Source organism: Devosia sp. (assembly GCF_036676215.1).
GTDB lineage: Bacteria > Pseudomonadota > Alphaproteobacteria > Rhizobiales > Devosiaceae > Devosia.
Window position 1 is genome coordinate 36838 of sequence record NZ_JAKFDJ010000223.1, and the last position, 26438, is coordinate 63275.

Annotated in this window: 22 protein-coding genes; 9 read left to right on the plus strand and 13 right to left on the minus strand. The window is 62.9% G+C overall.

Annotated elements, in window-relative coordinates; all coding sequences use genetic code 11:
* Positions 1–17 precede the first annotated feature (17 nt).
* A complete protein-coding gene (locus V6M52_RS18515) occupies positions 18–1136 on the minus strand; it encodes a Gfo/Idh/MocA family protein (RefSeq protein WP_332702419.1) in 1119 nt (372 codons plus the stop codon).
* Between the two features lie 304 nt (positions 1137–1440).
* Between V6M52_RS18515 and V6M52_RS18520 the strand changes: the two genes are divergently transcribed.
* The 5 genes from V6M52_RS18520 to iolB all read left to right on the plus strand — a co-directional run bounded on the left by V6M52_RS18520 (position 1441) and on the right by iolB (position 7533).
* Positions 1441–3378 (plus strand): bifunctional 5-dehydro-2-deoxygluconokinase/5-dehydro-2-deoxyphosphogluconate aldolase, encoded by a 1938-nt coding sequence (locus V6M52_RS18520; RefSeq protein WP_332702421.1) that lies wholly within the window; start codon positions 1441–1443, stop codon positions 3376–3378.
* 176 nt (positions 3379–3554) lie between these two features.
* On the plus strand, positions 3555–5402 hold the full coding sequence (iolD, locus tag V6M52_RS18525; RefSeq protein WP_332702422.1) for a 3D-(3,5/4)-trihydroxycyclohexane-1,2-dione acylhydrolase (decyclizing): 1848 nt from the start codon (positions 3555–3557) through the stop codon (positions 5400–5402).
* Between the two features lie 154 nt (positions 5403–5556).
* Positions 5557–6474: a myo-inosose-2 dehydratase gene (gene iolE / locus V6M52_RS18530; RefSeq protein WP_332702424.1), complete on the plus strand. Its 918-nt coding sequence runs from the start codon at positions 5557–5559 to the stop codon at positions 6472–6474.
* A 62-nt stretch (positions 6475–6536) separates the two neighbouring features.
* A complete protein-coding gene (locus V6M52_RS18535) occupies positions 6537–6788 on the plus strand; it encodes a DUF3329 domain-containing protein (RefSeq protein ID WP_332686876.1) in 252 nt (83 codons plus the stop codon).
* Entirely contained in the window at positions 6733–7533 is an 801-nt protein-coding gene (iolB, locus tag V6M52_RS18540; protein WP_332702426.1) for a 5-deoxy-glucuronate isomerase, read from the plus strand. Before V6M52_RS18535 ends, iolB begins: the two co-directional genes overlap by 56 nt.
* Positions 7534–7542: 9 nt before the next feature.
* Here iolB and V6M52_RS18545 read toward each other — a convergent pair whose 3' ends face one another.
* The 6 genes from V6M52_RS18545 to V6M52_RS18570 all read right to left on the minus strand — a co-directional run bounded on the left by V6M52_RS18545 (position 7543) and on the right by V6M52_RS18570 (position 15584).
* Positions 7543–8451, minus strand: a complete 909-nt coding sequence (locus tag V6M52_RS18545; RefSeq protein ID WP_332702428.1) for an amino acid ABC transporter substrate-binding protein — start codon at positions 8449–8451, stop codon at positions 7543–7545.
* On the minus strand, positions 8448–9305 hold the full coding sequence (locus V6M52_RS18550; protein ID WP_442881891.1) for an amino acid ABC transporter substrate-binding protein: 858 nt from the start codon (positions 9303–9305) through the stop codon (positions 8448–8450). The genes V6M52_RS18545 and V6M52_RS18550 overlap by 4 nt, the downstream gene beginning before the upstream one ends.
* Positions 9306–9422: 117 nt before the next feature.
* Positions 9423–11711, minus strand: a complete 2289-nt coding sequence (locus tag V6M52_RS18555; RefSeq protein WP_332702430.1) for a putative bifunctional diguanylate cyclase/phosphodiesterase — start codon at positions 11709–11711, stop codon at positions 9423–9425.
* A gap of 154 nt (positions 11712–11865) precedes the next feature.
* On the minus strand, positions 11866–13803 hold the full coding sequence (locus V6M52_RS18560; protein ID WP_332702469.1) for a putative bifunctional diguanylate cyclase/phosphodiesterase: 1938 nt from the start codon (positions 13801–13803) through the stop codon (positions 11866–11868).
* Positions 13804–13860: 57 nt separating this feature from the next.
* Positions 13861–14259, minus strand: coding sequence for a molybdopterin-dependent oxidoreductase (locus V6M52_RS18565; RefSeq protein ID WP_332688178.1), 399 nt, complete (start codon positions 14257–14259; stop codon positions 13861–13863).
* A gap of 434 nt (positions 14260–14693) precedes the next feature.
* The gene (locus tag V6M52_RS18570; protein ID WP_332702432.1) at positions 14694–15584 is read right to left on the minus strand and encodes an alpha/beta hydrolase family protein; all 891 of its coding nucleotides are present in this window, start codon (positions 15582–15584) and stop codon (positions 14694–14696) included.
* A 195-nt stretch (positions 15585–15779) separates the two neighbouring features.
* Between V6M52_RS18570 and V6M52_RS18575 the strand changes: the two genes are divergently transcribed.
* Together V6M52_RS18575 and V6M52_RS18580 are read left to right on the plus strand one after the other, a co-directional pair.
* Complete coding sequence (locus tag V6M52_RS18575) at positions 15780–16910, plus strand: NADH:flavin oxidoreductase/NADH oxidase (protein WP_332702434.1); 1131 nt, start codon at positions 15780–15782, stop codon at positions 16908–16910.
* Positions 16911–17029: 119 nt separating this feature from the next.
* On the plus strand, positions 17030–17458 hold the full coding sequence (locus V6M52_RS18580; RefSeq protein WP_332702435.1) for a hypothetical protein: 429 nt from the start codon (positions 17030–17032) through the stop codon (positions 17456–17458).
* Positions 17459–17540: 82 nt separating this feature from the next.
* On the opposite strand, the gene V6M52_RS18585 is transcribed toward V6M52_RS18580, so the two are convergent.
* Positions 17541–19472 carry a potassium transporter Kup gene (locus tag V6M52_RS18585; protein WP_332688182.1) on the minus strand — a complete coding sequence of 644 codons (1932 nt, stop codon included), beginning with the start codon at positions 19470–19472 and terminating at the stop codon, positions 17541–17543.
* A 158-nt stretch (positions 19473–19630) separates the two neighbouring features.
* A complete protein-coding gene (locus V6M52_RS18590) occupies positions 19631–20245 on the minus strand; it encodes an NADPH-dependent FMN reductase (RefSeq protein ID WP_332688183.1) in 615 nt (204 codons plus the stop codon).
* Between the two features lie 365 nt (positions 20246–20610).
* On the opposite strand from V6M52_RS18590, the gene V6M52_RS18595 reads away from it, so the two are divergent.
* Entirely contained in the window at positions 20611–20946 is a 336-nt protein-coding gene (locus V6M52_RS18595; RefSeq protein WP_332688184.1) for a hypothetical protein, read from the plus strand.
* Between the two features lie 68 nt (positions 20947–21014).
* Here V6M52_RS18595 and V6M52_RS18600 read toward each other — a convergent pair whose 3' ends face one another.
* A complete protein-coding gene (locus V6M52_RS18600) occupies positions 21015–22220 on the minus strand; it encodes a multidrug effflux MFS transporter (RefSeq protein WP_332702437.1) in 1206 nt (401 codons plus the stop codon).
* Between the two features lie 189 nt (positions 22221–22409).
* On the opposite strand from V6M52_RS18600, the gene V6M52_RS18605 reads away from it, so the two are divergent.
* Positions 22410–23060, plus strand: coding sequence for a TetR/AcrR family transcriptional regulator (locus V6M52_RS18605; RefSeq protein WP_332689488.1), 651 nt, complete (start codon positions 22410–22412; stop codon positions 23058–23060).
* Here the strand turns inward: V6M52_RS18605 and V6M52_RS18610 are convergent.
* From V6M52_RS18610 to V6M52_RS18620, 3 genes are all read right to left on the minus strand, one after another.
* Positions 23057–23800 (minus strand): pyridoxine 5'-phosphate synthase, encoded by a 744-nt coding sequence (locus tag V6M52_RS18610; protein WP_332702439.1) that lies wholly within the window; start codon positions 23798–23800, stop codon positions 23057–23059. The two genes, V6M52_RS18605 and V6M52_RS18610, sit on opposite strands and share 4 nt — an antisense overlap.
* Positions 23801–23893: 93 nt before the next feature.
* Entirely contained in the window at positions 23894–24448 is a 555-nt protein-coding gene (ilvN, locus tag V6M52_RS18615) for an acetolactate synthase small subunit (protein ID WP_332689494.1), read from the minus strand.
* Positions 24449–24470: 22 nt separating this feature from the next.
* Positions 24471–26240 carry an acetolactate synthase 3 large subunit gene (locus V6M52_RS18620; RefSeq protein WP_332702441.1) on the minus strand — a complete coding sequence of 590 codons (1770 nt, stop codon included), beginning with the start codon at positions 26238–26240 and terminating at the stop codon, positions 24471–24473.
* Positions 26241–26438 lie beyond the last annotated feature (198 nt).

Here is a 26438-nt window from a genome sequence, read left to right on the forward strand (position 1 = left end):
TTGTCAACGTAGAATATTCATTCCAAAACGACCCAGGCACCGCGTCGATGGGACTCGTACATCGCGTGTACGACCTTCTCGATGACGAGCCCGGTACTGAAATCGATCACGCGGGCGCTCTCCCCGCCGATGGCCTTCAGCAGCTCATGGCATTCGATGATCTTGAGATCGTTGAACCCCAGCCCATGGCCCGGCGCCGGAATGAACCGGTCATAGGGCGCGTGCTGCGGGGCGGCCAGAATGGTGCGGAAACCCTGCTCCGTGGGGCGGTCGCTGGCGACATAGAGCTGCAATTCATTCATGCGCTCCTGATCGTAGACCACGGTGCCCTTGCTGCCGAAAATCTGCAGCGCAATCCGCCCCTTCCGACCCCAGGCCGACCGATTGAGCGCCATGACGCCACTGATGCCAGCGCCCATCTCGAACAATACGCTGGCGGTATCGAAGGTCTCGACCGCCCGCCGCGTACCCTCTTTGGTCGGCCGGTCAGCATATGGCTTGGAGAGGTGCGCGAACACCTTGGTCACCGGGCCGAGCAGTACCTGCAGCAGGCTCAGCGGATGCACGCCGAAGTCGTCCAGCGCGCCATAGCCCGAACTCGCCTCGCTCTTCCAGTAGAGCAGGGCCTCCGGATCCGCCATGAAGTCCTCGTCCATTTCGAGACGCACATGGTTGACCGTCCCGATCGTGCCGTCGGCCAGAATCGCGCCGATCTGCCGGATCAGGGGATTCTGGATGTAGTTGTAGCCCAGCACCGCGACCTTGCCGGATGCACTGGCCGCCGCCGCCATGCGCTCGGCATCGGCCAGCGCCACCGCCATGGGCTTTTCGCACCACACATGTTTGCCGGCCTCGAGCGCCGCCATGGCCATTTCGGCATGGAAGGCGTTGGGCGTGGTCACCGACACCACATCCACGTCCGGGTCGGCGATCAGTTCCCGCCAGTCCCCGGTCGCCTTGCCAAAGCCGAACTCGTCGGCCTTCTGGCGAGCGATATCCCGGTTCACCTCGGCAAGGTGGACCAGCCTTGGCCGGGGGCCATCGCCAAATACGGCCTTCACCCCGTTCCAGGCCAGCGCGTGGCACTTTCCCATATAGCCGGTGCCGATAAGTCCTACGCCGATCGATGACTTCATTCATTCCTCCACTCTTGCTGCATATTGCGTTCGGAGCATATTTTCCGACAACTCTTTGCCTGCTGCCAGGGCTGGCGAAATTCGTGGTCCGCGCGACTCGTGAGGCACATGTCCGCCCTACAATTTCACAATTGGAACGAACATTCCATATTGACGAATAGTCGGAACCCATGTTTCATAATGAACAACCAGCACGCTGGCAGCATGCTTGCGATTTGCCCGCACGTTGCGGGCAGTTCGCAGGCGACTTGCCTGTGTATCTGGATGATTTCGTATCGGCCCAAGGCCGCATGGGAGGATCGCTGTGACGAATGCGCACCCCGATGACGGGACGAAGGTCCTCGACGTCATCACCATCGGCCGCGCCTCCGTCGATCTCTACGGCCAGCAGATCGGCACGCGGCTGGAAGACATCGGCAGCTTTGCCAAATCGGTTGGGGGCTGCCCCACCAATATTGCCGTGGGCACCGCCCGGCTCGGGCTGAAATCGGCGCTGATCACCCGCGTCGGCAACGAACAGATGGGCCGCTTCATCCGCGAGCAGCTCGACCGCGAAGGCGTCGAAACGCGCGGCATCGCTACCGATCCGGACCGCCTTACGGCGCTCGTCCTGCTCTCGGTCGAGGCCGAAGGCGTCTCCCCGATGATCTTCTACCGCACCGATTGCGCCGACATGGCGCTCGACGAGAGCAATATCGATGAGGCCCTGATCGCTTCGGCCCGCGCCATCGTCGTCACCGGCACGCATTTCTCGCGCCCCAACAGTGAAGCAGCGCAGAAAAAGGCCATCCGTCTCGCCAAGGCCAATGGCGCCCGCGTCGCCTTCGACATCGATTATCGCCCCAATCTGTGGGGTCTTGCCGGCCATGATGCCGGCTTCTCGCGTTATGTGGCGTCCGACATCGTTTCGCAGAAATACCAGTCGGTGCTGCCCGACTGCGATCTCATCGTCGGCACCGAAGAGGAAGTGCTCATTGCTTCCGGGCAAGCCGACCTGCTCTCCGCGCTCAGGACGATCCGCTCCCTGTCCTCCGGCACGATCGTCCTGAAGCGCGGCCCCATGGGATGCATCGTCTATGACGGCCCGATTCCTGACGATCTGGAACACGGCATTGTCGGCAAGGGCTTTCCCATCGAGGTCTACAACGTACTGGGGGCCGGAGACGCCTTCATGAGCGGCTGGCTACGCGGCTGGCTCAAGGGTGAGCCGCACGCCACCAGCGCCACCTGGGCCAATGCCTGCGGCGCCTTCGCCGTCTCCCGCCTGCTCTGCGCCCCGGAATATCCGAGCTGGATCGAGCTCAACCATTTCCTCGATCACGGCAGCTCTGAGCGCGCCCTGCGCAAGGACCCTGAACTCAATCATCTGCATTGGGCCACAAATCGCCGCCGCGATATCCCGAGCCTGATGGCGCTGGCCATCGATCATCGCAGCCAGCTCGAAGACCTGGCCAATGGCGATGCGAAGCTGCTGGCGCGCATTCCGGCGTTCAAGGCATTGGCGGTGAAGGCCGCGACACGCGTCGCCAATGGGCGCCCCGGCTTCGGCATGCTGATTGACGACAAATATGGCCGTGACGCCCTGTTTGCCGCCGGCGCCGAAAAGGACTTCTGGATCGGCAAGCCGATCGAACTGCCGAGCTCCCGGCCGCTGCAATTCGAGTTTAGCCAGGACCTCGGCTCACGCCTGATCGATTGGCCGGTGGATCATTGCATCAAGGTGCTGTGCTTCTATCACCCCGACGATCCGGCCGAGCTCAAGCGCGTGCAGATCGAAAAGCTCCGCGCCGCCTATGAGGCCGCCCGCAAGGTTGGCCGCGACATCCTGATCGAGATCATCGCCGGCAAGCATGGCGCGCTCGGCGACGACACGATCGCGCAGGCCCTGCGCGAGGTCTATGACGAGGGGATCAAGCCGGACTGGTGGAAGCTCGAACCGCAGGCCAACCGTGCCGCCTGGGCCGCCATCGACCAGGTGATCGAGGCGCGTGATCCCCATTGTCGTGGTGTCGTTTTGCTGGGCCTCGAAGCCTCGCACGAGGTGCTGGAGGCGGGATTCACCGCGGCGCGGTCATCCCGCACCGTCAAGGGCTTTGCCGTCGGCCGCACCATCTTTGCGGAGTCGGCAAAGAGCTGGCTCGCGGGTACAATCAGCGACGAGGATGCCGTGTCCGACATGGCGCGCAAGTTCGGTGCGCTGGTGGAGGTCTGGGAGCGGCTGGGGGAAAGCAAGGCGGCTTGATGCGGTTGCACCATCGCGCCGCATCCACCGCGCGGTACCTCCCCCTTGGCGGGGGAGGCTAGGAGGGGGTGTTGAGAGCCCGGATATCCGGGCCAAACGCCCCCCACCCTTGATCCCTCCCCGCAAGGGGGAGGGTGTCGACTGAGAAATCGTAGAAGCGAGACCGAGAACAAGCCATGAGCCAGCACACTATCCGACTAACGATGGCCCAGGCCGTGGCCCGGTTCCTCACCATGCAGAAGACCGTGATCCATGGCGAGACGGTGCCGATCTTCGGCGGCGTTTTTGCCATTTTCGGGCATGGCAATGTGGCCGGGGTCGGCGAAGCCCTCTATGGCATCAAGGATACGCTGCCCACCTTTCGGGCGCAGAACGAGCAGGGCATGGCCCATGCCGCCATCGCCTATGCCAAGGCCAGCTTCCGCCGCCGCTTCATGGCCTGCACGACCTCGATCGGGCCTGGCGCCCTCAATATGGTCACGGCCGCAGCGCTCGCCCATGTGAACCGCCTGCCCGTGCTGCTGCTGCCGGGTGATGTCTTCGCCAATCGCCTGCCCGACCCGGTGCTGCAGCAGGCCGAGGATTTCGGCGACGGCACCGTCACCGTCAATGACTGCTTCAAGCCGGTCAGCCGCTATTTCGACCGCATCACCCGCCCCGAGCAGATCATCCCCGCCCTGCGCCGCGCCATGCAGGTGCTGACCGATCCGGCCGAGTGCGGTCCGGTGACCCTCAGCCTCTGCCAGGACGTGCAGGCCGAGGCCTATGACTATCCCGCGAGCTTCTTCGAGGAGAAGGTCTGGAACATTCGTCGCGTCATGCCGGACGCCGACGAGTTCACAGCTGCGGCGACCGCACTGCTGCAGGCCAAGAAGCCGGTGATCATTGCCGGTGGCGGTGTGCTCTATTCAGAAGCCAGCCAGGCGCTACGCACCTTTGCCGAGCGCTATGGCGTGCCGGTGCTGGAAACCCAGGCCGGCAAATCCAGCCTGCCGCATGACCATCCGCTCAATATGGGCTCGGTCGGTGTCACCGGCACCTCGGCGTCCAACTCTCTTGCAGAGGAGGCCGATGTCGTCCTTGCCATTGGCTCCCGCCTGCAGGATTTCACCACCGGCTCCTGGGCGCTGTTCAAGAATGACGATCTCAAGATCATCGGCCTCAACACCCAGCCCTTCGATGCCCACAAGCACCGTGCCCTGCCCCTCGTGGCGGACGCCAAGGCTGGTCTCGATGCCCTCAACCAGGCGCTGACCGGCTGGCAGGTCGACTCCGAATGGACCGACAAGGCCAAGGCCGGCAAGGACGAATGGCTGATCGCCGCCGACAAGGCCACCGCCTCCACCAATGTAGAGCTACCCTCGGACGCGCAGGTCATTGGCGCGGTGCAGCGGGCCCGCGAGAATGCCACTCTGGTCTGCGCCGCGGGCGGGTTGCCGGGCGAACTGCACAAGCTGTGGAAGGCCACCGGGCCCGGCAGCTACCACATGGAGTATGGCTTCTCGACCATGGGTTACGAGATCGCCGGCGGCCTTGGCGTCAAGCTGGCGCGCCCGAACGACGACGTCGTCGTCATGGTCGGCGACGGCAGCTACATGATGATGAATTCGGAGATCGTCAGCGCCATCATGCTGGGCGCCAAGCTCACCATCGTGCTGCTCGACAATGCCGGCTATGGCTGCATCAACCGGTTGCAGATGGCCACCGGCGGCGCGAACTTCAACAACCTGTTGAAGGACACCCACCATGTCACTCTGCCCGGAATCGATTTTGCTGCCCATGCGGCCTCGATGGGCGCAGTCTCGCGCAAGGTCAGCTCGATTGCCGAGCTGGAAACGGCCTTGCAGGACACCGAAAGCGTCGAGCGGACCACGGTCATCGTCATCGACACCGATCCGCTGATCACCACCGATGCGGGTGGCCATTGGTGGGATGTGGCGGTGCCGGAAGTCAGCGATCGGCCGCAGGTGAACGCGGCGCGGGAAGCCTACGTGAAGGCGCTGAAGGCGCAGCGGGCGGGGTAGAAGCCTAGATCGGAGTACCCCCACCTAGCCTCCCCCTGATAGGGGGAGGGACCGCGCGGTGGATGTGGCAAGATTTACGAAAGCCCCAATCTGTCCCTCCCCCTATCAGGGGGAGGTTAGGTGGGGGTACGAGCGCGAACGCGCAGGAGAAAAGATGAAAGCCAAACTCGGCATGTCGCCCATCGCGTGGTGGAACGACGATCTGGTGGAACTGAGCGACGACGTATCGCTGGAGGAATGCCTGCGCCAGTCGCGCTCGGCCGGCTTTACCGGCATGGAAAAGGGCCGTCGCTTCCCCGATGATCCGGCGGTGATGCTGCCCATCCTCAAGGCCGCCGACGTGACGCTGTGCGGCGGCTGGTTTTCCGGCACGCTGGTCGATGAGGACCTCGCCGCCAACCAGGCGCGCATCCAACCGATGATCGACCTGTTCAAGGCGGTCGACGCGCCCTGCATCGTCTATGGCGAAGTCGGCCGCTCCATCCAGGGCAAGCGCGATATCCCGCTGGCGCAGAAGCCCAGGCTCAGCAACGACGAGATGAAAGCCTATGCCCGCAAGGTCACCGCGTTCGGCGAATGGTGCGCCGATCAGGGCATGCCCCTCTCCTACCACCACCACATGGCGGCCGTGGTCGAGACCGAGCCCGAACTCGACGCCTTCATGCGCTATTCCGGCGAAGGCATTCCGCTGCTGCTCGACGCAGGGCACCTGGCCTTTGCCGGCGGCAATGTGCTGCGCGCCATCGATAACCATCACAGCAGGATCAACCACGTGCATGTGAAGGACGTCCGCATGGACGTCATCAACAAGCTGGACAGGACCAGGCAATCCTTCCTCGATGCGGTGGCGCTGGGCGCCTTCACCGTACCGGGCGACGGCTCGCTGGATTTCGGCGCCATCGTGCAGAAATTCGCCGATTACGGCTACGAGGGCTGGTTCGTGGTCGAGGCCGAGCAGGACCCAAAACCCAATCCACCGCTCAGGATGGCGCAGGTCGGTTACAAGGAACTGATGCGCGTGATGACGGCGGCCGGATACACGGTGGAGACACAGGGCTTTCCGAAAGGGTGAGACGACACGCCGTCTTGTGCTAGAGGGTGCGCCCAACGACCTAATGTTCCGAGGGACGGCCCATGGCACTCAAGCAGAATGATCTTAACTGGTTCCGGCCGCTCTGGCGACGCGTCGCCGTGGTGGTGTTCCTCACCGCCTGGCTGGCCTGGGAGCTGATCTGGACCAGGGATAGCTTCTGGGGCTTCCTGGTCGGCGCGGCCCTCGCCTACTCGCTGTACAATTTCTTCTACGCCTTCCCCAAGGAGGAGACCGACAATGAGCAAAACCAACCTCCGAGTCCGCCCGAAGGGAACGACGGGCCAGGTTCATGACGTCACCCCGGCTTCGGCCGGCTGGACCTATGTCGGCTTCGCACTGCACAAGCTGAGCGCCGGCGAAAAGGCCGGCGGCCAGGCGGGCGACAAGGAGCTTTGCCTGGTGCTGGTCAGCGGCAAGGCGCGGATTGCCGTCGATGGCGTGGATTTCGGCGAGATCGGCGAGCGCATGACGCCATTCGAGGGCGCGCCCTACGCCGTCTATGTGCCAATGGGCAGTTCGTGGTCGGCCGACGCGACAACGCCGCTCGATCTTGCTGTCTGCGCGGCCCCCGGTGGCGGCGACCACAAGGCGCATGTCATCGCCCCCGGACGCCACCCGCGCATCACCCGCGGCAAGGGCGCCAATGTGCGCCATGTCTACAATATCATGCCCGAGGATGACGGCGCGGCGCACTCCCTCCTCGTGGTGGAAGTCATCACCCCGCAGGGCAACACCTCATCCTATCCGCCGCACAAGCATGACCAGGACAACCTGCCGCATGAAAGCATGCTGGAAGAGACCTATTTCCATCGTCTCAACCCGCCGCAGGGCTTTGCCATGCAGCGCGTCTATACCGACGACCGCAGTTTGGACGAAGCGCTGGTGATCGAGGATGGCGACGTGACGCTGGTGCCCAAGGGCTATCACCCGGTGGCAACGACCGCGGGGTATGATCTCTACTATCTCAACGTCATGGCCGGGCCCAAGCGGGTGTGGAAATTCCACAATGCGGCCGAGCACGAGTGGCTGTTGCAGTAGTGCGCCCGCTCAGTCCCCAACAACCGCCGGCGCTGCAAACGCCGCCGCCAGGGCGTCGGACATGGGAAAGTGCAGATTGACCCCGTGCGGCGGGATCGGCATCGTGAACCACTTCTCGTAGATCGCCCCGATTTCGCCCTGGGTGAAGATCTCAAGCAGCGCCGCGTTCACCGCATCGGTGAATGGAGCGTCGTCGTGGCGCAACATGAGCCCATAGGGTTCGGGCGGCCCCAGCGCATCGCTGGAGAGCATGAACAGGCCCGGGTCCTCTGCATTGGCGGCCATGGCTGCCAGCAGGATACCATCCATGACGAAGGCGGAGACCCGCCCCGTCGCCATCAGATCAAAGCCCGTTTCATGGTCGGGTGTGGACATGACGGCTATGTTCAGGTTTCGTTCGCGGCTGACGGCGTTCAAGCTGCCGATCACCGTTGTTCCCGACGTCGACGTTACGGTGCGACCCTTGAGGTCGGCCAGGGCGCTTAGCCCTCCCGCCTTGAGCGCCACGAACTGAACCGCGGTCATGAAGTGGGGATAGCTGAAGGCGACGCTGTTGCGCCGCTCGGCATTGTTGGTGCTGGCAACGCATTCAATGTCGATATCGCCGTTCTTCAGCAAGGCCACGCGGTCGCTCGGCGTACGCCGGACATAGGCGATATCGAGTTCCGCCAGGCCCAGTTGCCGCTGCAGCAATTCGGCGACGCGCCCGCACAGGTCGATGGAATAGCCAATGATGCTGTTGTCAGCGTCCAGATAGGAAAACGGAGCGGAATCGGGGCTGTAGCCAATCCGTAGCGTACCGGTCTCGACAATGCGGTCCAGGGTCGAAACCGGCGCCTGGGCGCTGGCAGTGGCCAATGGGGCGAGCATCAGCAGCGCGCCCAGGCAGGCCTTGGGAATCCAACCTCGTGCCATCATTCCAGATACTCCACGGGTGTGCGGAACGCCGCCGCCAGGTCTGACGACAACGGCAGGTTGAGATTGGTGCCACGGGGTGGGATGGGCGAGGTAAACCACTTGGCGTAGATCGCATCGATATCACCGCTGGTATAGATGGATTCCAGCGTCTCGTTGACCAGCGTCTTGAATGCGGTATCGCCGTGCTTGAGCAACAGGCCATAGGGCTCCGGTCGGCTCAGCGTATCGGTGGACAGCACATAAATGGACGGGTCTGGCGTTTCCGCGACCATGGCAGCCAGCAGGATGCCATCCATCACGAAGGCCGAAGCGCGCCCGGTAACCACCAGATCGAAGGCATCCTCGTTGCTCTTGGTCGGCATGACGGCGATGTTGAGGTTCTGTGCCCGGTTGAGTGCATTAAGCTGGTCTATGTTGACAGTACCGGATGCCGAAGCGACCGAACGCCCCGCCAGGTCCGCCACGCTCTCGATATTGTCGGCACGCCGGGAAACGAAGTGGGTTGCGGTCATGAAGTGGGGATAGGAATAGTCCACCAGCTCGCGCCGTTCCGCATTGTTGGTGGTGGCGGCACATTCGAGATCGATCATGCCGTTCTTGACCAGGATGAACCGTGTCGCCGGGGTCGCGACCACATATTCGACGACGATATCATCGCGCCCCAGCTGCTCGCGAACGCGCTCGACGATCCGCATGCACAGGTCGATGGAAAACCCGACCACCGTGCCGTCCGACTTCTGAAACGAAAAGGGTGGTTCGGCCTCGCGATAGCCAATGACGATCACTCCGGCGTCCTCGATCTTGGCGAGCGTTCCGGTCAGGGCTTCGGGTGCGCCAATGGCGGGCCATGCCATTGCGATCAGGATCGACAGAGCCGGGATCATGCGTTTCATACCGTGCCTCCAGTGGTTGTCGTCCAATGCTGCAGACACACCCGTTGAGGATTTGCCGACACTTGCCGGCAATTTTGATCAACTTGATCCATAACCCCGCCCCTGCTTGTCGCCGTGTGCCTGGGCAGCGATCGGATTGCCCATGTCGATTTCGCTGAGCGGCAGCGGCCGAGCAAAATAGAAGCCCTGCACATTGGTGCAGCCGGCCGCCTTGAGAATGGTGAACTGTTCCGCCGTTTCGACGCCCTCAGCCGTCACGTCGATGTCCAGTCCACGCGCCAGGCCGGTGATCGCTGCGACAATGGCGCGGCAATTCTGCTGGCTCTGCAGGTTCGCGACGAAGCTGCGATCGACCTTGATCTTGCTGAAGGGCAGGCTCACCAGGTTACTCAGCGACGCGTAGCCGGTACCGAAGTCATCGAGCACGATGGCGATGCCCCTGGCCCGCAGGGCACCGAGCGTGGCGATGCTGTCGGCGCCGGCGAGCACGACGGTTTCGGTCACTTCCAGCTCCAGCCGTGTGGCAGGCAGGCCTGCCTCCTTGAGGGCGCGCTCAACCGCGCCGACAAGGCCCGCCTTCTGGATCTGCACTGGCGACAGGTTGACCGCCAGCGTGTACCGCTGCGGCCAGTTCGCCGCATCGCGGCAGGCGCAGCCGAGGATCCACTCGCCCAGGGGCACGATCATGCCAGTTTCCTCGGCCAGCGGAATAAACTGGTCCGGTGAGACCAGGCCCCGCTGCGGATGGCGCCAGCGAACCAGAGCCTCGAAGCCGCAGGTGGTCATCGTGGCGAGGTTGACGATGGGCTGGTAGTGCAGCTCAAATTCCTCCCGCTGAAGGGCCAGCCGCAGGTCAAGTTCCAGCGCATGCTGGTCCTGAACGTCCATGTCCATGCCGTCCTGGAAGAAGCTGAACACCCCGCGCCCGGTGGCCTTCGAACGATAGAGCGCCAGATCGGCCTTCTTGAGCAATTGGGCGGCCTCGGTGCCGTGCATTGGCGCGCAGGCAACGCCGATGCTGGTCCCAACCACCAGTTCAAGCCCATCCAGCACAGTCCCCGACGAGACGGTCTCCAGCAGGCGCGCTGCGAGCTTGCGGGCTTCCAGCAGCGAGTTGCGCGAGACCCGCTGGATAATGGCGAATTCGTCGCCACCGAGCCGCGCAACGACATCGCCAGGTCCGACCACTGCGACGAGACGATTGGCTGTGCTGACCAGAAGATTATCCCCGCTGGCATGGCCCAGCGTGTCGTTGATCGACTTGAACCGGTCCAGATCCAGCATGAGCACGTTGAAGCGCTGGTGCGCCGCCAGGCCGGCTACTGCGTCCTCCAGCGTTTTCATCAGCAGCGCCCGGTTTGGCAGGCCGGTCAGCGGGTCGTGATGGGCCATATGGGCCAATTCAACGGCCATGTCCCGAATATCGCGCAGGTGACCGCGCTCGACCACGGCGCCGCGCAAGGTCTCGATCGCGACGGCCAGATCGCCGATCTCATCGCTGCGGTTCTGGAAGGGCGTCGGGATGTCCGTCTGTTCATTGGCGATGCGTAGGGTCGCCCGGATCAGCGCCGGCACCGGCTTGAACAGGCGATTGGCGACTACCGTACCGGCGATGCTGGTCAGAACCAGCACCAGGACCAGCGCGATCAAAGAATTGCGCACCAGTTCATCTTGCGTTCGATTGAGCTCAGCTTCGCGGCCGATACTGGCGACCACGGCGCCCAGCACGGCGCCGTCTGGTTGCACGATGGGCAATAGGCCAACATAGTATCGTTCACCCTCGATCGTGGTGAAGCCGGTGGCGAAGCGGCCCGCTGTCCCGTCCGTGGCAAACAGGGGGGCGTCAGACGGCAGCATCACCGCTTCGGGTGCTGCGCCGGTCACCGTTGCCGCAATTTGCTCGAAAGCTCCAGTGGACGGGTCGTAGCGGAATATCCAGGCGTCATTCTTGGTCTGTGCAGCAATCAGCGCCAGGACATCGCCGGGATTGAAGCCGGTATAGAGCACCGATTCATCGTCGCCGATGGGCTTGTCGGTCATGATCCGGTTGACCTGGCCCGTACCGTCCACGTCCACCGCAATATAGGTGTAGATATTGCGCAGCGTGGCGCTGGCGATCTGGATATTCATCCGGGCCTGATTGCGCCACTGCTCCAGTGCCGCGGAGGTGAACATCTGCCAACCGATCAGCGCGCCCAGCGCATAGGCGAACACGACGCCAATCAGGAAGATCGATGTGGTCTTGCCGAGCAGGGAGTTTCGCCAGGCGCGCGCCGGCCGGCGAGGACCAAGCCGATCCGCCGCGTGACTATCGGCGGCACCGGTAGCAAGAGATTTGGCGCCTTGTAGTTGTGATGTATAAGTCATCCCAATATGTGCGTTTGTCTCCCGCCGCGAGTAGGAAGTCGCGGATAGCCAAGCTACCGGGCAATATCGGACGAAACACTTAAGATGGCGTCATCGACCGGGACGCAGCCGCAGGGGACTTTGCTGCGACGGAGGGCCCCTCGCCGAGGGTGTATCAGGCTGTTTCTTGGCTCGTGGGCCCAACCGGCCCTGCGGTCGGCGCCATCGTCGTGCCCCGACTTTTGAGGATGGCCTCTTGCACGACCTCGATCGGTTCGGGCCGCCCGAACAGGAAGCCCTGACCGATGTGACAACCCGTCTGCTCGAGCAGTTGCACCTGTTTGCGGCTTTCGATGCCCTCGACGATGACCTTGGCGCCCAGTTCCTTGGCCAGCACCAGAATGGCCTGGATGATGGCCAGGCCAAGCGGATCTTCATCCAGATTCTGCAGGAAGCTGCGGTCGATCTTGAGCTCGTCCCAGCGAAAGGTGCTGAGATAAGACAATGAGGAGAAGCCCGTCCCAAAGTCATCAAGAGCGATGGACACGCCCCGGGCGCGCAGTCCGCCCAGCACCTCAATGACGCGCTTGGGGTTCACCATCAGCACCGACTCGGTCACTTCCAGCTTCAGCCGGCGCGCGGGCAGGCCACTCGCCAGCAGCGCGTTCGCCACCGTCTCGACAATCTCGGCCTGCATGATCTGAATGACCGAGAGATTGACCGCCACCTGGATATCCGCGGGTAGCAGCATCGCGTCGCGGCACGCTTGGTCGATCATATGCTGGCCGATTTGGGTGATCTGGCCGGAGGCCTCGGCGATGGGGATGAATTCGGCGGGCGACACTGAGCCAAGCTCCGGGTGCTGCCAGCGCGCCAGCGCCTCGACCCCCACCACGCCATTGGTGTGCAGATCCACCTGCACTTGATAATTCGGCACGATCTCACCCCGCCCGATCGCGTCGCGCAACGCATTTTCGAGCCGCAGGCGGCGTTCGACGGCCTCGCGCAACTTGGAGTTGTAGAGGCCAACCGAGCCCTTGTTGTTTGACTTGGCTTCGTTCTGGGCCAGGTCGGCATCGGCCATCAGTGTCATCGCGTCCCACCGCTTGCGGTCCGCCAGGGCGAGCCCGGCCGTGGCTCCGATGGTCACCTTGCTGCCATCGATATCGTAGGGGCGCGTCACATCCGCGAGCACCTTTTCGGCAAAGGCCTGAGCCTCCCGGGCGTGCTGCGGGTGCGTCAGCGCAACAAATTCGTCGCCGCCCAATCGGGCGACCAGGCCGTCGGGCTTGTCTCGCACTGCTGCCTCCAGCCGCTGGGCGACCTGAACCAGCAGCTTGTCACCAAACACGTGACCCCATGTGTCGTTGACCAGCTTGAAGCCATCCAGATCGAAGGCAACAACCGCGAGCTGCTTGCCGGTCGAGCCGTCGGCTTCCTGGTAGGCCGCAAATGCGTTGCGGTTGGGCAGGCCGGTCAGCGGGTCGTGACGTGCCACATAGGCGAAATTGTCCGCGGCTTGGCGAGCGTCGGCATGGGCGCGCCGCAGCGAGCGGTTTTGCAGCAGCAGCAGGACCAGCAACAGGAGCCCGGCGCCTAACAGGGTCACCACCAGATAGTTCTGGACAGCCTGTCGCTCCGTCAATGTCGTCCGGATCTCGGCCGCCTTGCTTACGGCGGAAGTCGTCGCGTCCGCGCCGATCTGGTCGATTGCCGGCCCCACGGGACGCCATGCCTCGAGTACCGCGGACAGCGACTCTACCTGCGAGAGGTCGGAGAACTCTGTCTCGAATGACTCGACCAGCAGGCGCAGGCGGTCGAATGCCTCGCGGGTGGCCGGAGAGGAATCGAGGAAGTCCTTGTAGCCGCCGACATCCCAGGAATCGAGGCGCCCCAGCAGGATCTGGTAGTACAGCTCGGCACTCTGGGCGTCGGCCGGCTGCCGGAGCGCCGCATAGCGCGCAAGGTGGACCTCGAGTTGAGCGGCTTCGATCCGACCATGCGCGCCGATCCAGGAGACATCGAACCGCATAGAGCGGCCCACCGCATCCGCCGAGTCCTGCACAACCCGCGCGTGAAGAACCGCGGTAATGCCCAGAACCGCAACTATCACGAGCGCCAATTGCCGAAACCAAGCGAGTGGCAACATAGAAATAGCCAACTCCCCGAATTACTTGATGGTGATACGCCGAACCTGCCAAGCTGAGCGAGAATAGTAGATGTCGGCCCGCAGCTCATCAAAATCGTCGAACGGATAGATGATGAACATTGGCCCCTTGTCGCGGACGGACATGTACTCCCCGTCCTGCTTGAGTGCCAAGAGGACCGGGTACTGGGTGAAGTCGCTGACCGGGATGGAGGTACGATAGTCGTTGAGCGCCACCACGTCGGCCATTTCGCCCGTGGCGTTCACATGTTCGAGCAATGCGCTCATCGGCACCCCTTCGAACTGCGGCGTCCCCTCATGCCAGGGCGTGGTCGTGGTGATCGACGCTGCCCCTATCGCCTCGAGCTGCGTTCGCGTCAGCTCAACTGGCACTCCGCCACCGATGGCCCCATCGATGGTCAAGATGATTGGCTCCGACTGCGCCCAGGCCAAACCCGGTGCAACGGCCAGAACAAGTCCTAACGTCAAGGCGCGTATGGTTTTTTGCATCTTATCCTCCATATATTTCAATATATTAGAGCGGGACTGAGCTTCAGTAATTGATCTGAAGCATTAAGATTTCAGTTGGGCGTCGATCACAACTGCGCCATGGCGCACTCAGTTGCACCGCGCCTGGATATTTTGGACCGAATGTTGCTCCCGCCAGCCAAGGGCGACAGTCGCTGCGCGTTCATCCAGCGACCGGTTCTCGCGCGGCGCTCGGATGGCGTGGCATCGGGGTCCCTGGTTCGGATTCCGAGCCAGCCGATGCTACGCGCATCGCATCAAGGGATACTTACCCGGCTTGAAACAATCCTAATGATCCGCAGTCGTGCCCAGCAAAGTGGTTCGCGTCGTTATACCTCGACAAGATGGGTGGCAAAGAATGTCAGCGTCGCCTCGCGCATGCGCAGCGTTTCGCGATGGCCGATGCCGGGTTCGCTCACCAGCCGGAGCCGGTCTCGCACCCCGCCATAGGCCGGCTCCAGCTCGGCCCATGCACGGGCCACCGCGGAAGGCGGCGTGAGGCTGTCGGCCTCTCCAATGCATACCAGTTGCGGGCGTGGTGCGATGAGGGCGGCAATGCTGCCCCCGTCGGCCTCCTTGAGCAGGCCCGGCACCGTCAGATAGATGCCGTGCCCATCATGCGCGCCCAACACGATCATGGTGCGGAAATCGGCGAAACAGCAGAGATGGGCCACCGCCGCAATGCGCTCGTCCATCGCCGCCAGCCAATAGCTGAGCACACAGCCCATCGAGATGCCGAACGCGCCGATGCGTGCCGGGTCCACGTCATCGCGACTGCCGAGATAGGTCAAAGCCGCCGCATGATCGGACAGCATCTGCCCGAACAACGACTTGCCGTGCCACAGCAACGCTTTGGCCGCGGATCCCTCCGAGACCGTGGCGCGTTCGCCGAATACCGGCATGTCGATGCACAGGGTCACATAACCTGCTCGCGCGAAGACCGGCCCCAGCGGATCGAGCAGGTATTCGCGCCCGTCCAGCAATTCCCGCGCGCCAATGGCATAGCCGCCGCCATGAGAGTGGCCATAGAGGATGGCGGGCAGACGGCGCGCATTGTCGACAGGACGGGTGAGAATGCCGCGCACCTCGACATCGCCAAGTCGCAATACCAGATGTTCGACCACATGGCCGTCCACAGGCTCGACCCGGCGCGACACCGGCGCCACTGTGGGCTCGGCAAGGCCGATCAGTTCGCGCAATCGCTGGCGGGTCAGGGCCATGTACGACTCCTCAAGATCGTCAAACCCTAGTCTTCGTCGTCGTGGCAGAAAAGCCGCCCATGCCGGTCGCGGTGGAAAATTGTCGCGCATTATGTGGTGGGCGCAACACAGCGTTCAATCATCGGCACTTGCCGATAGAGCGCCAAGGATGCATCTATGCACCACTGTCCCCGCCGCATAACCATAAGAGATTGCATGTCCAAGCTGTTTTCCCCAGCCACCCTGCGCGGCCTGACCCTGCGCAACCGCACGGTCGTCGCGCCCATGTGCCAATATTCGGCGCGGGACGGCTTCGCCAATGACTGGCACTTCGTCCATCTCGGGCGCTTTGCCATCGGCGGCTTCGGACTGGTGGTCCTCGAGGCGACCGCCGTCGCCCCCGAGGGCCGCATCAGCTATGGCGATCTGGGCCTGTGGAAGGACGAGCAGACCGCGCCGCTGGCCCGCATCGTCGACTTCCTGCACAGCCAGGGCGCCGCCGCCGGCATCCAGCTGGCCCATGCCGGGCGCAAGGCGTCGACGCCCGTGCCGTGGCGCAAGGGCTTCGACGAGACCGAGGCGGAAAAGGCAGCGCTGCATTTTGAAAGCTGGACGCCAGTGGCGCCGAGCGCGCTGATCCACGCCGAGGGCAAGAACTTCACCACGCCCTCCGCACTGGACGAGGCCGGCATCCGCAACGTCATCGATTCTTTCGTTGCCGCCGCAATCCGCGCCAACCAGGCTGGCTTCGACACCATCGAAATTCACGCCGCCCACGGCTATCTGCTCGACCAGTTCCTCTCCCCGCTCGCCAACAAGCGCACCGACCGCTATGGCGGCAGCCGCGAGAACCGCATGCGGCTTGTGCTCGAAGTGACCGAAGCGGTGCGCGCCGTCTGGCCGGCCGACAAGCCCCTGCTGGTGCGCCTGTCGGTCAGCGACTGGCACCCCGACGGCTGGCAGGTGGAGGACAGCGTCGTGCTGGCCCGCGAGCTCAAGGCCCTCGGCGTCGATGCCATCGACGCTTCGAGCGGCGGCTTTGACGGTGCCATCATTCCGACCGCCGCCGACTATCAGGTGCCTTTTGCCAAGGCCATCCGCGCCGAGGCTGGCCTGCCCACTATTGCGGTGGGCCTGCTGGGCGACGAGCGCCGCGCCGAGCAGATCATTGCCGGCGGCGAGGCCGATTTCATTGCCCTTGCGCGCGGCGCGCTGGACGATCCGAACTGGCCACTGCATGCCCGTCACGAACTGGGCGACAATGACTACGACCTCTGGCCCAAGCAGACCAACCGCGTCCGTGAACGCGACCGGGCCCTGGCGCAGCGTGGCTATGCCGCGTCATGAAACGGTAACGCAACTTCCCCGAAACACCTTCGCGGCAACGCAAATTTGCCGCGATTGCTCCCTCACTCTTGCGCATCGCTAAAGAGTCACCAGATCAGCGGTGAACAGGGAGTCGTTTCATGGATACCAAGGCCGCAATCCTCGCCCTCATGAGCGTTTGGGGCGTTGGCGCCTGCGCCACCCTGCCCGCCACTGCACAGGAACTCGAGGACGCTGCCGTGGCCGGCGCCGAGAGTGAAAACCCACTGCTCAACAAGGTCTGGATCCGCGCCGATGCCGACGAGGCCCAGCCCGGCCCGATGCAGATCTTTCTTGGCGACGGCACGCTGGTCAGCGACAGTTGCTGGGAAACCTACCGGCTTTCGAAATGGCAGCAGGTCTCCGACAGCGCCATAAGCTGGGATGAGGACGGCATGACCATCAACGCCGATATCACCAGCGTCAGTGCCTCCGAGCTGGTGCTCAGCCTCAAGCTGGGCAGCGACGTCCAGGAACAGCGTTTCGTGACCGCCGAAGTGCCGTATGTCTGCCCGGACATGGTGAAGTAGCTTCGCTGCGACCCGAAGGGGCAAATCGCTCCAGTGGAGCGATTTGAGCTAGAAGGCCATGAGAGCTACGCTCGAATGGCGGTCAAAGCACGACCTGCGTACCGATCTCCACCACGCGGCCCGTTGGAATGTGGAAATACTCCGTGGCGTCGCTGGCATTCTTGGCGAGCCGGGTAAACAGCCGGTCCTGCCAGAAGCGCAGCGGGCTGCCCGGCTTGGGACCCGGCTTGAGCGACCGCCGCGACAGGAAGAACGAGGTCGACATGATGTCGAACTTCCACCCCAGCTTGCGGCCAAGCGCCAGCGCCTTGGGGATGTTGGGGCTTTCCATGTAGCCGAAGGTCACAACGACGCGGAAGAACAACTCATTGTAGGCATCGATCGTCACCTTCTCATCGTCCGGCACCCGCGGCGATGCCGAGGTGCGGACTGTGAGGATAACGTTCTGTTCGTGCAGCACCTTATAATGTTTGAGGCTGTGCAGCAGGGCGGTCGGCGCACCTTCGATGTCACTGGTGAGGAATACCGCCGTGCCCGGAACGATGGTCGGCTTCTTCTTCGAAAGATTGTCGACAAGGAACTGTAGCGGCACCTCGTCGCGACGGGTCTTTTCCGCCAGCCTGGCGCGGCCGCCTAGCCAGGTCGCCATGATCGTCACGAGAATGACAGCAACCACCGCCGGCACCCACCCACCCTGCAGAAACTTCGCCAGGTTCGCTACGAAGAAACCGAGATCGATCAGTCCGAGCGGGATCACGACAGCGAGCGCGGCAGGAAGCGCCCACCGCCAGATTTTGCGCATGACGATAAACAGCAAGATCGCAGTCACCAGCATTTCGCCGGTAACGGCGATGCCATAGGCAGCGGACAAGCTGCTCGAACTGCGAAACCCGATGACGAGCGCGATCACCGCCACAAAGAGCAGCGTGGTCACCTGCGGCATGTAGATCTGCCCGCTCTGGGTGTCAGAGGTGTGCAGGACGTGCAGTCTCGGAAGCAGATTGAGGTGCATGGCCTGACGGGCAAGCGAGTATGCGCCTGAGATCACCGCTTGGCTGGCAATCACGGTGGCCATCGTGGCCAGGATGATCATCGGAATCCGCGCCCAGTCCGCCTGCATCAAGAAGAACGGATTCTCGGCTGCCGCAGGATGCGCAACGACGAAAGCACCCTGGCCAAAGTAGTTGAGAAGCAGACAAGGGAAAACGATGATCAGCCAACCCAATATGATAGGCCGTCGACCGAAATGACCAAGATCGACATAGAGCGCTTCGGCGCCAGTCACCGCTAGAAATACGGCCCCCAATACGATCAGGGCGATACCGGTGTGGTCCAGGATGAACGTCGCGCCATAAAGCGGATTGACGGCAAACAGCACCTGAGGCGCTTCTGAGATGTGCACGAACCCTGAGACGCCCAGCGCCAGAAACCACACCGCCGTTACCGGACCAAAGACGGCCGCGACCTTGCCCGTGCCAAACCGCTGAACCACGAACAAGCCGCAGATGATCACAATCGTGACCGGAACAATCCATGGCGCCAAACGAGGTTCAACGACCTGCAAGCCTTCGACGGCAGACAAGACCGAGATCGCCGGCGTAATGATGGCATCACCAAAGAAGAGCGCGGCACCGATTAGGCCAAGCCACAGGATTGGCGTCTGGCCGGACGTAACAGCGCTGCGCGCAAGAGACATCAGCGAAAGCGTGCCGCCTTCACCGTTGTTGTCGGCCCTGAGCACGAAGACGACGTATTTTATCGTCACGATCAAGGTCAGCGCCCACAAGATCAGCGAAAGCAGACCCAACACCTCGTCGACACTCGGCAGCGTCGTTCCCCCGTGGCTCGTTGCGTGGAGCGCCTCACGAAACGCGTAGAGGGGACTGGTTCCAATGTCGCCAAACACAACCCCCAGTGCTCCCAGTACGAGCAAAGGCAAATTTTGTGTGATGTGATTGGCCTGTTCGGAAGCTACGACACCGGCATCGCTGCCGGAAGTGTTCGTATGCGTCATGAGCTTTTGGGCTCTCATTGGTTAAAGGCGGGCGCCGCTATACACCCGCCGATAGTCACACACAACACCTTGCGGCCACAATGGTTCAAACCAACAAGGGCCGCCCCTTGCGGAGCGACCCTCGCCGGTAAACGAAGATTTGGAGGTCCTCGTAGCGCTTATTCGGCGGCCTTGGCGAGCAGGGCGTCTTCGTCGCGGGCGGCCTTGGTGGCATTGCCCCACCAGATCAGCTGGTCGAGCATGTCCTTGGCCGAATTGCCGATCGAGCCTTCGATCTCGGAAATCGCCTTGGTGCCGCCGAAGCCGGGATGCACAGCCGCGAAATCGGCGCCGCCGATATGAACGGCCGAACGGGTCGAGGCCATCTGAAGCTCGACACCGATATTGCGCAGGTGCTCGACGGCGCGGGCGCCGCCCACAGTGCCGTAGCCGACGGCGCCAAACACCTTCTTGTTCCAGTTCACATAGGCCTGGTCGATGGCATTCTTGAGAGCGCCGGTGATCGAGCGGTTGTATTCGGCGGCAACGAAGATGTAGCCGTCAAATTCGCTGATCTTGTTCTGCCAGGCCACTGCCTTGGGGCTGGCCGACGGCACCCAGGCATTGGAGGCCATTTCGTCAAAGAACGGCAGGTCGAAGTCGCGCAGATCGAGAATCTCGGCCTGGATTTCGGGACGTTCATTAGCCTTTTCGAGGATCCACTTCGCCGGCAATTCACCAAAGCGGGTCGGGCGGGTGGACGAGATGATGACGGCAATCTTGAGTTTGGACATTTGAGCCCTCCTTGGTAACAAATCGTAACTGAGGCGATATAAGTGACCTCAATCCCGTCTCGCAAGGAGGCACCTTGCTGTGGTGCGGCGACAGCTACATGCCTAGGGCACATGTCTGTAAGTATAGGCTACACAAGGTATTTTGCCAAAATCGCACCTTCTGGATCAGCCCTCTGCCCCATCGGGCAAGCACTGGCGACGGACCGTTCGGAAATCGCGATCAATCCAGCCTTCGGGAACGCCGGTTAATGACGTGACGCGAATTCTTGCGTACCGGCAGGGAAGCTGCTGTTATTTGCTTGCATTGTTTCAGTCGGCGCCAGCAATTGGCAGCGCGGGATTTTCCGCCCAACTTAGAGAAACGAATGCGCATCCAGTCCATCGCCGCCCTGACGCTCGCCACCGCCGTTTTTGCTTTGACCAATAGTTCGGCCATGGCGCTTGACCGCAGGGTCCAGATCAATAATCAGACCTCGTTCGTCATCGTGGAATTCTACGCGTCCAACACCGGCACGACCAATTGGGAAGAGGACATCCTGGGCAGTGATGTCCTGGCTTCCGGTAGCAGCGTCGTCATCAACATCGATGACGGTTCGGGCTACTGCAAGTTCGACTTCCTGGCCGTCTTCGACGATGGCGACGAACTCGTCTTGGCCGACAACAATGTCTGCGAACTGGATGAATTCAACTTCACCGACTGATCGGCGAAGTCTGATGCCAATAGGGCGTCGGCATTGCCGGCGCCCTTCTTTTTGCCGTTCCTGCTGTTTTATTCCGCTGCGGCCGCAACTGGCATCCGTGCCGGCTTGATGGTCAGCCGCGTCAGCGCAAAGGCCACCACCGCGCAGGCCGCGATGCCGATGACCATTGGCCGCGCCGTGCCATCGAAGAAGCTGCCCACCACACCCATCACCACCGCCGCGGTCACCAGTTGCAGCGTGCCCATCAAGGCCGATGCGGTGCCGGCGATCTGGCCATGCTCTTCCAGAGCCAGGACCGCCGTTGTTGGAATGACCAGTCCGAGGAAGCCGTAGCCGATGAAGAGCAGCACAGCGAGCACCTCCAGCCGGTCGACGCCGAACAGCCAGACTACCAGCAGCGCCAGCATGGTGACGATGAAGCCGTTGACCGCCGTCCGCACCACAGCATTGAGGCCGAAGCGCCGCGTCAAGACGCCCGTCAGCTGCGATACACCGATGAACGACACGGCATTGATCGAGAACATGACGCTGTAGAGCGTGGGGTTGAGCCCGTAGTGATCGATCAGGACGAAGGACGAGTTGGCCAGATAGGCCATGAAGCTCGCCATGCCGAAGGCACCGATCATCGAAAGGCCCAGAAAGTTGCGGTCGCGCAGCAACACGCCGTAACCGCGCAGGGCCGAGCCGAGGCTGCTTTCGAGCCGCATTTCGGCCGGACGGGTCTCCTTGAGGAAGAAGAAGACCAGCAGCGCACCCAGCACGCCAATGCCGGAAACGACCCAGAAGATGGCGCGCCAGTCACCGAACTGCACGATAAGGCTGCCACCCAGCGGGGCCAGGATTGGGGAGACCGAGAAGACCAGCATGAGCAGGCTCTGCAATTGCGCCGCGTCCGCGCCGGTATAGCCGTCGCGCACGATGGCACGCGGCAGCGCCATGGCGGCACAGGCGCCGATGCCCTGCAGGAACCGCGCGGCGATCAGCCACTCGATAGAAGGCGCCATTGCCGAGCCGATACCGCCAGCCACGAACAGCGCCATGCCGAAATAGAGCGGCGGCTTGCGGCCGACCATGTCGCTGATCGGGCCGTAGAATAGCTGGCATACAGCAATGGCCGCCATGAAGGCCATCAGGCTGGCTTGCACGCCGGCCGTATCGGCGCCCAGATCGAGCCCGATCGCCGGCAGGGCCGGCAGATACATATCAATCGCGAATGGACCGATGGCCGACAGCAAGCCGAGCACCAGCGCAGCGCGCAGGATCTTGGAGTTCATTTTGCGAATACCTCTTCGACCCACGCCTCGGCGCTGGGTCGCAATGTTCAAAATCTAAATCAGAGCGGGCTTGGAGGAGCGAGCAGCCGACAATGCCATATTGGACACTAGTGTAAAATCAGTCAAGCGTGATCGTCCAAAAAAATGGACACAGTTGTATAATTTCTCAGACGATGTATCTTGTGACCAATGAGTGACATCGATCTGGCCCCAGCACGACCCGCTTTTGCCAAGGCGCCCACCAAGCGCATGGCCATTCTCGATGCGGCCAAGCGCGCCATCGTGCGCGATGGTTTCGCCGCCCTCAGCATTGACAGCATCGCCAATGAGGCAGGCGTCTCCCGGCAGACGGTCTACAACCAGCTCGGCGACCGCGATCAACTGCTCATGGCAGTCATCGAGGATGTCACCGCGCGCTCAAGCACTTCGCTCATGACCGTGCTGGCCACGTTCCCGGACAAGCCCGATGACATCCAGTCCGCGCTGGTCGACTTCGCTGTTCGCCTGATGGGTCGCTGCATGTGCGACATCGACGGTCGCGCCCTCGCCACCTTGCTCAAACGCGAGGCGCAGAACCACCCTGCCCTGTTTGCCGCCTGGACCGAATACGGACCGGGCAAGGACTGGCCGCTGATCGCGGGGCGCTTTGCCAAGCTCGCCCAGGACGGCTATCTCGACCTGCCCGATGCCAGCATAGCCGCCCGCCACTTCTTTGCGCTGACCAATGCCGACCTGCCGGACGACGGCACCTGCGCCAGACCCTCCGAGGAGGCCCTGCACAAGGCCGCCGTCACCGGAGTCTCGACCTTCCTGCGCGCCTTCGGATCGCGGCAGCGTTAGCCCCCGAGCACCGCCCGATACTGCCGCACCGCTTCGGCAAACCCCAGCAGCAGCGCGTCGGCGGTGATGCCATGGCCGATCGAGACTTCGTCGACATGTGGCACCGCAGACTGGAACGCCGGCAGATTGGCCAGCGTCAGGTCGTGCCCGGCATTGACGCCCAACCCCGCGGCATGCGCAGCCTGGGCGGTGTGGGCCAGTGCCGCCAGCGCGCGCACGGCGCGGTCCGGATCGGTGTAGCAGCCGCCATAGGGGCCGGTATAAAGCTCGATCCGGTCTGCCCCGGTCGCCTTGGCCGCCGCGACGCCATCCACTCCGGCATCGGGGTCGCAGAACAGCGAAATGCGCCGGTTGGGCGCCTTGAGGCGCTGCACCACCGAGGTCAGGAAATTACCCTTGCCGCGGAAATCCCAGCCATGGTCGGACGTCGCCTGCGCCGGATCGTCCGGCACCAGCGTCACCTGCGCCGGATTGACCGCCTCGATGAGCGTGAAGAAATCCTCGCTCGGATAGCCCTCGATATTGAACTCGGCCGCCGGATAGTCATCGCGCAGCAGTTCCGCCAGATCGAACACATCAGTCCGCCTGATATGCCGCTCGTCCGGCCGCGGATGCACGGTAACCCCGCTGGCGCCCGCATCGAGCACCACCCGTGCCAGCCCGACCACGCTCGGCCAGGGCAGATTGCGCCGGTTGCGCAACTGGGCGACGGCATTGAGATTGACGGAAAGCAGGGTCATGGCAGGGACTCGGCGGAGGTTGTCACTGCTCTATACCAGACTGGGCGAGCCGCCCAATCGAACCTTTTGATAGCAGCGATCAGCTTTGGCCGATCACATGCCCTGCGGGCCGCGCGAGATCGCCGCCAGCCCGGTACGCACCACCTCGACCAGCCCCAGCGGCTGCATCAGGGCGATGAAACTGTCGATCTTGGCCGGCTTGCCGGTGACTTCGAAGACGAAGCTCTCGACCGACGCATCGACGATCTGCGCGCGGAAGGCGTCAGCCAGCCGCAGCGTTTCGGCGCGATGATCGCCCGAGCCGGCAACCTTGATCAGCGCCAGCTCGCGCTCCAGTGAGGCACCCTCTGCCGTCAGGTCGTGCACCTTGTGCACCGGCACCAGGCGTTCGAGCTGCAGCTTGATCTGCACCAGCACCTTGGGCGTGGCGATCACGACAACGGTGATGCGACTAAGTCGCCGCCCGTGTTCGGTCTCGCTGACGGTCAGGCTTTCGATATTGTAGCCGCGCGCCGAGAACAGGCCGACCACGCGGGCGAGAATGCCCGGCTCGTTGTCGACCAGCACCGAGAGCGTATGCCGCTCGGTTTCCTGGGTATCCTTGGTGATGAAATAGGCCGAACCGGTCGGCTGCAGATGTGCGTTCATTGTGCTTTTCCTCCGCAGCGCTCTAGACGAGCTGCCGTCCCTTTTCGTCGATGATGTCGCCGATATTGGCCGTATCGGGCAGGATGATCTCGTTATGCGGCTTGCCCGAGGGGATCATGGGCAGGCAGTTCTCGTCCTTCTCGACCATGACGTCGAACAGCACCGGGCCGTCATAGTCGAGCATTTCGGCAATCGCGGCATCCAGCTCGGCCGGGTTCGAACAACGGATACCCTTGCCGCCATAGGCCTCCGCCAGCTTGACGAAGTCGGGCAGCGATTCCGAATAGGAATGCGCGTAGCGGCTGCCATGCAGCAGGTCCTGCCACTGCCGGACCATGCCCATGCGCTCATTGTTGAGGATGAAGATCTTGATCGGCAGGCGATATTGCACCGCCGTCGAGAGTTCCTGCATGGTCATCTGCACGCTGGCTTCGCCAGCAATGTCGATCACCAGCGCATCGGGATGCGCCACCTGCACGCCCACGGCGGCCGGCAGGCCATAACCCATCGTGCCCAGGCCCCCCGAAGTCATCCAGTGGTTCGGCTGGTCGAAGTGGAAATGCTGGGCGGCCCACATCTGATGCTGGCCAACCTCGGTGGTGATGAACACCTCCTTGGCCTGCTTCCTGGTCGCTTCATACAGCCGCTGGATGGCATATTGCGGCTTGATGACGGTGTCCGAGTTCTTGAAGCCGAGCGAATTGACCGCCCGCCAGGTCTCGATCTGCTTCCACCACGCGCCGATCGCCTCGGTGCGTGGCTGGTTGGTCCGGCTGCGCCAGACGCGGACCATCTCGGACAGCACGCGCGCGCAATCGCCGATGATCGGCACATCGACGCGCACCACCTTGTTGATCGAGCTGGGATCGATATCGACATGGATCTTGCGGCTATTGGGCGAGAAGGCGTCGATCCGGCCGGTGATGCGGTCATCGAAGCGCGCGCCGATATTGATCATGACGTCGCAGTCATGCATGGCGAGGTTCGCCTCGTAGGTGCCGTGCATGCCCAGCATGCCCATCCACTGCGGATTGGACGCCGGGAAGGCGCCCAGACCCATCAGGGTGGAGGTCACCGGGAAACCGGTGAGTTCGGCCAGCTCGCGCAGATGCTCGGAGGCCTCGGGCCCGGCATTGATGACGCCGCCGCCGGTGTAGAAGATCGGCCGCTCGGCCTTGAGCATCAGGTCGACTGCCGCCTCGATGGCCGCGGCATCGCCGTCCATTTGCGGCCGGTAGCTCTGGTGGCGCAGCGTCTCGAGGTCGGGCTTGTAATAGTCGCCCAGGGCGAACTGCACATCCTTGGGGATGTCGATGACCACCGGACCCGGACGGCCCGTGGTGGCGATGAGGAACGCCTCATGCATGATGCGCGGCAGGTCTTCGACGCGCTTCACCAGGTAATTGTACTTGGTGCAGCTGCGGGTGATGCCAACGGTGTCGCATTCCTGGAAGGCGTCCGAGCCGATCAGCGTGGTCGGCACCTGGGCGGTGATGCAGACCAGCGGGATGGAATCCATCAGCGCATCGGTGAGGCCGGTGACCGCATTGGTTGCGCCGGGACCGGAGGTGACGAGAACCACGCCCGGCTTGCCGGTCGAGCGCGCATAGCCCTCGGCCATGTGGGTGGCACCCTGCTCGTGCCGCACCAGGATGTGCTGCACCGCATCCTGTTGGAACATTGCGTCATAGATCGGCAGCGCGGCGCCGCCGGGATAGCCGAAGACATGCTCGACCCCGTGGTCGGTCAGCGCCTGTATCACCATTTCAGCGCCGGTCATTTGTTCGGCCATCGTGAGTTCCTTCCTCAGTCCACTTGATCTGGCCCAGTCTCGTAGCGGCGAAAACCGGGCAATAAAAAAGGCCCCGTTCGGGACCTGTTTTCGGCGCACCAGCTATCGCGCGGGATTTTATCCCACGTTGCCGATGCGCCTACCTACTACGAGAATGAGTGCCCGCACGGGACCTCTCCATGAAATTGTGGCCGCATT

Coding starts and splice junctions, on each gene's coding strand:
- V6M52_RS18515 (WP_332702419.1), bottom strand. CDS start 1,136: ATGAAGTCATCGATCGGCGTAGGACTTATCGGCACCGGCTATATGGGA.
- iolD (WP_332702422.1), top strand. CDS start 3,555: ATGAGCCAGCACACTATCCGACTAACGATGGCCCAGGCCGTGGCCCGG.
- iolE (WP_332702424.1), top strand. CDS start 5,557: ATGAAAGCCAAACTCGGCATGTCGCCCATCGCGTGGTGGAACGACGAT.
- V6M52_RS18535 (WP_332686876.1), top strand. CDS start 6,537: ATGGCACTCAAGCAGAATGATCTTAACTGGTTCCGGCCGCTCTGGCGA.
- iolB (WP_332702426.1), top strand. CDS start 6,733: ATGAGCAAAACCAACCTCCGAGTCCGCCCGAAGGGAACGACGGGCCAG.
- V6M52_RS18545 (WP_332702428.1), bottom strand. CDS start 8,451: ATGATGGCACGAGGTTGGATTCCCAAGGCCTGCCTGGGCGCGCTGCTG.
- V6M52_RS18550 (WP_442881891.1), bottom strand. CDS start 9,305: ATGGCATGGCCCGCCATTGGCGCACCCGAAGCCCTGACCGGAACGCTC.
- V6M52_RS18555 (WP_332702430.1), bottom strand. CDS start 11,711: ATGACTTATACATCACAACTACAAGGCGCCAAATCTCTTGCTACCGGT.
- V6M52_RS18570 (WP_332702432.1), bottom strand. CDS start 15,584: ATGGCCCTGACCCGCCAGCGATTGCGCGAACTGATCGGCCTTGCCGAG.
- V6M52_RS18575 (WP_332702434.1), top strand. CDS start 15,780: ATGTCCAAGCTGTTTTCCCCAGCCACCCTGCGCGGCCTGACCCTGCGC.
- V6M52_RS18580 (WP_332702435.1), top strand. CDS start 17,030: ATGGATACCAAGGCCGCAATCCTCGCCCTCATGAGCGTTTGGGGCGTT.
- V6M52_RS18585 (WP_332688182.1), bottom strand. CDS start 19,472: ATGACGCATACGAACACTTCCGGCAGCGATGCCGGTGTCGTAGCTTCC.
- V6M52_RS18590 (WP_332688183.1), bottom strand. CDS start 20,245: ATGTCCAAACTCAAGATTGCCGTCATCATCTCGTCCACCCGCCCGACC.
- V6M52_RS18595 (WP_332688184.1), top strand. CDS start 20,611: ATGCGCATCCAGTCCATCGCCGCCCTGACGCTCGCCACCGCCGTTTTT.
- V6M52_RS18600 (WP_332702437.1), bottom strand. CDS start 22,220: ATGAACTCCAAGATCCTGCGCGCTGCGCTGGTGCTCGGCTTGCTGTCG.
- V6M52_RS18605 (WP_332689488.1), top strand. CDS start 22,410: ATGAGTGACATCGATCTGGCCCCAGCACGACCCGCTTTTGCCAAGGCG.
- V6M52_RS18610 (WP_332702439.1), bottom strand. CDS start 23,800: ATGACCCTGCTTTCCGTCAATCTCAATGCCGTCGCCCAGTTGCGCAAC.
- ilvN (WP_332689494.1), bottom strand. CDS start 24,448: ATGAACGCACATCTGCAGCCGACCGGTTCGGCCTATTTCATCACCAAG.
- V6M52_RS18620 (WP_332702441.1), bottom strand. CDS start 26,240: ATGGCCGAACAAATGACCGGCGCTGAAATGGTGATACAGGCGCTGACC.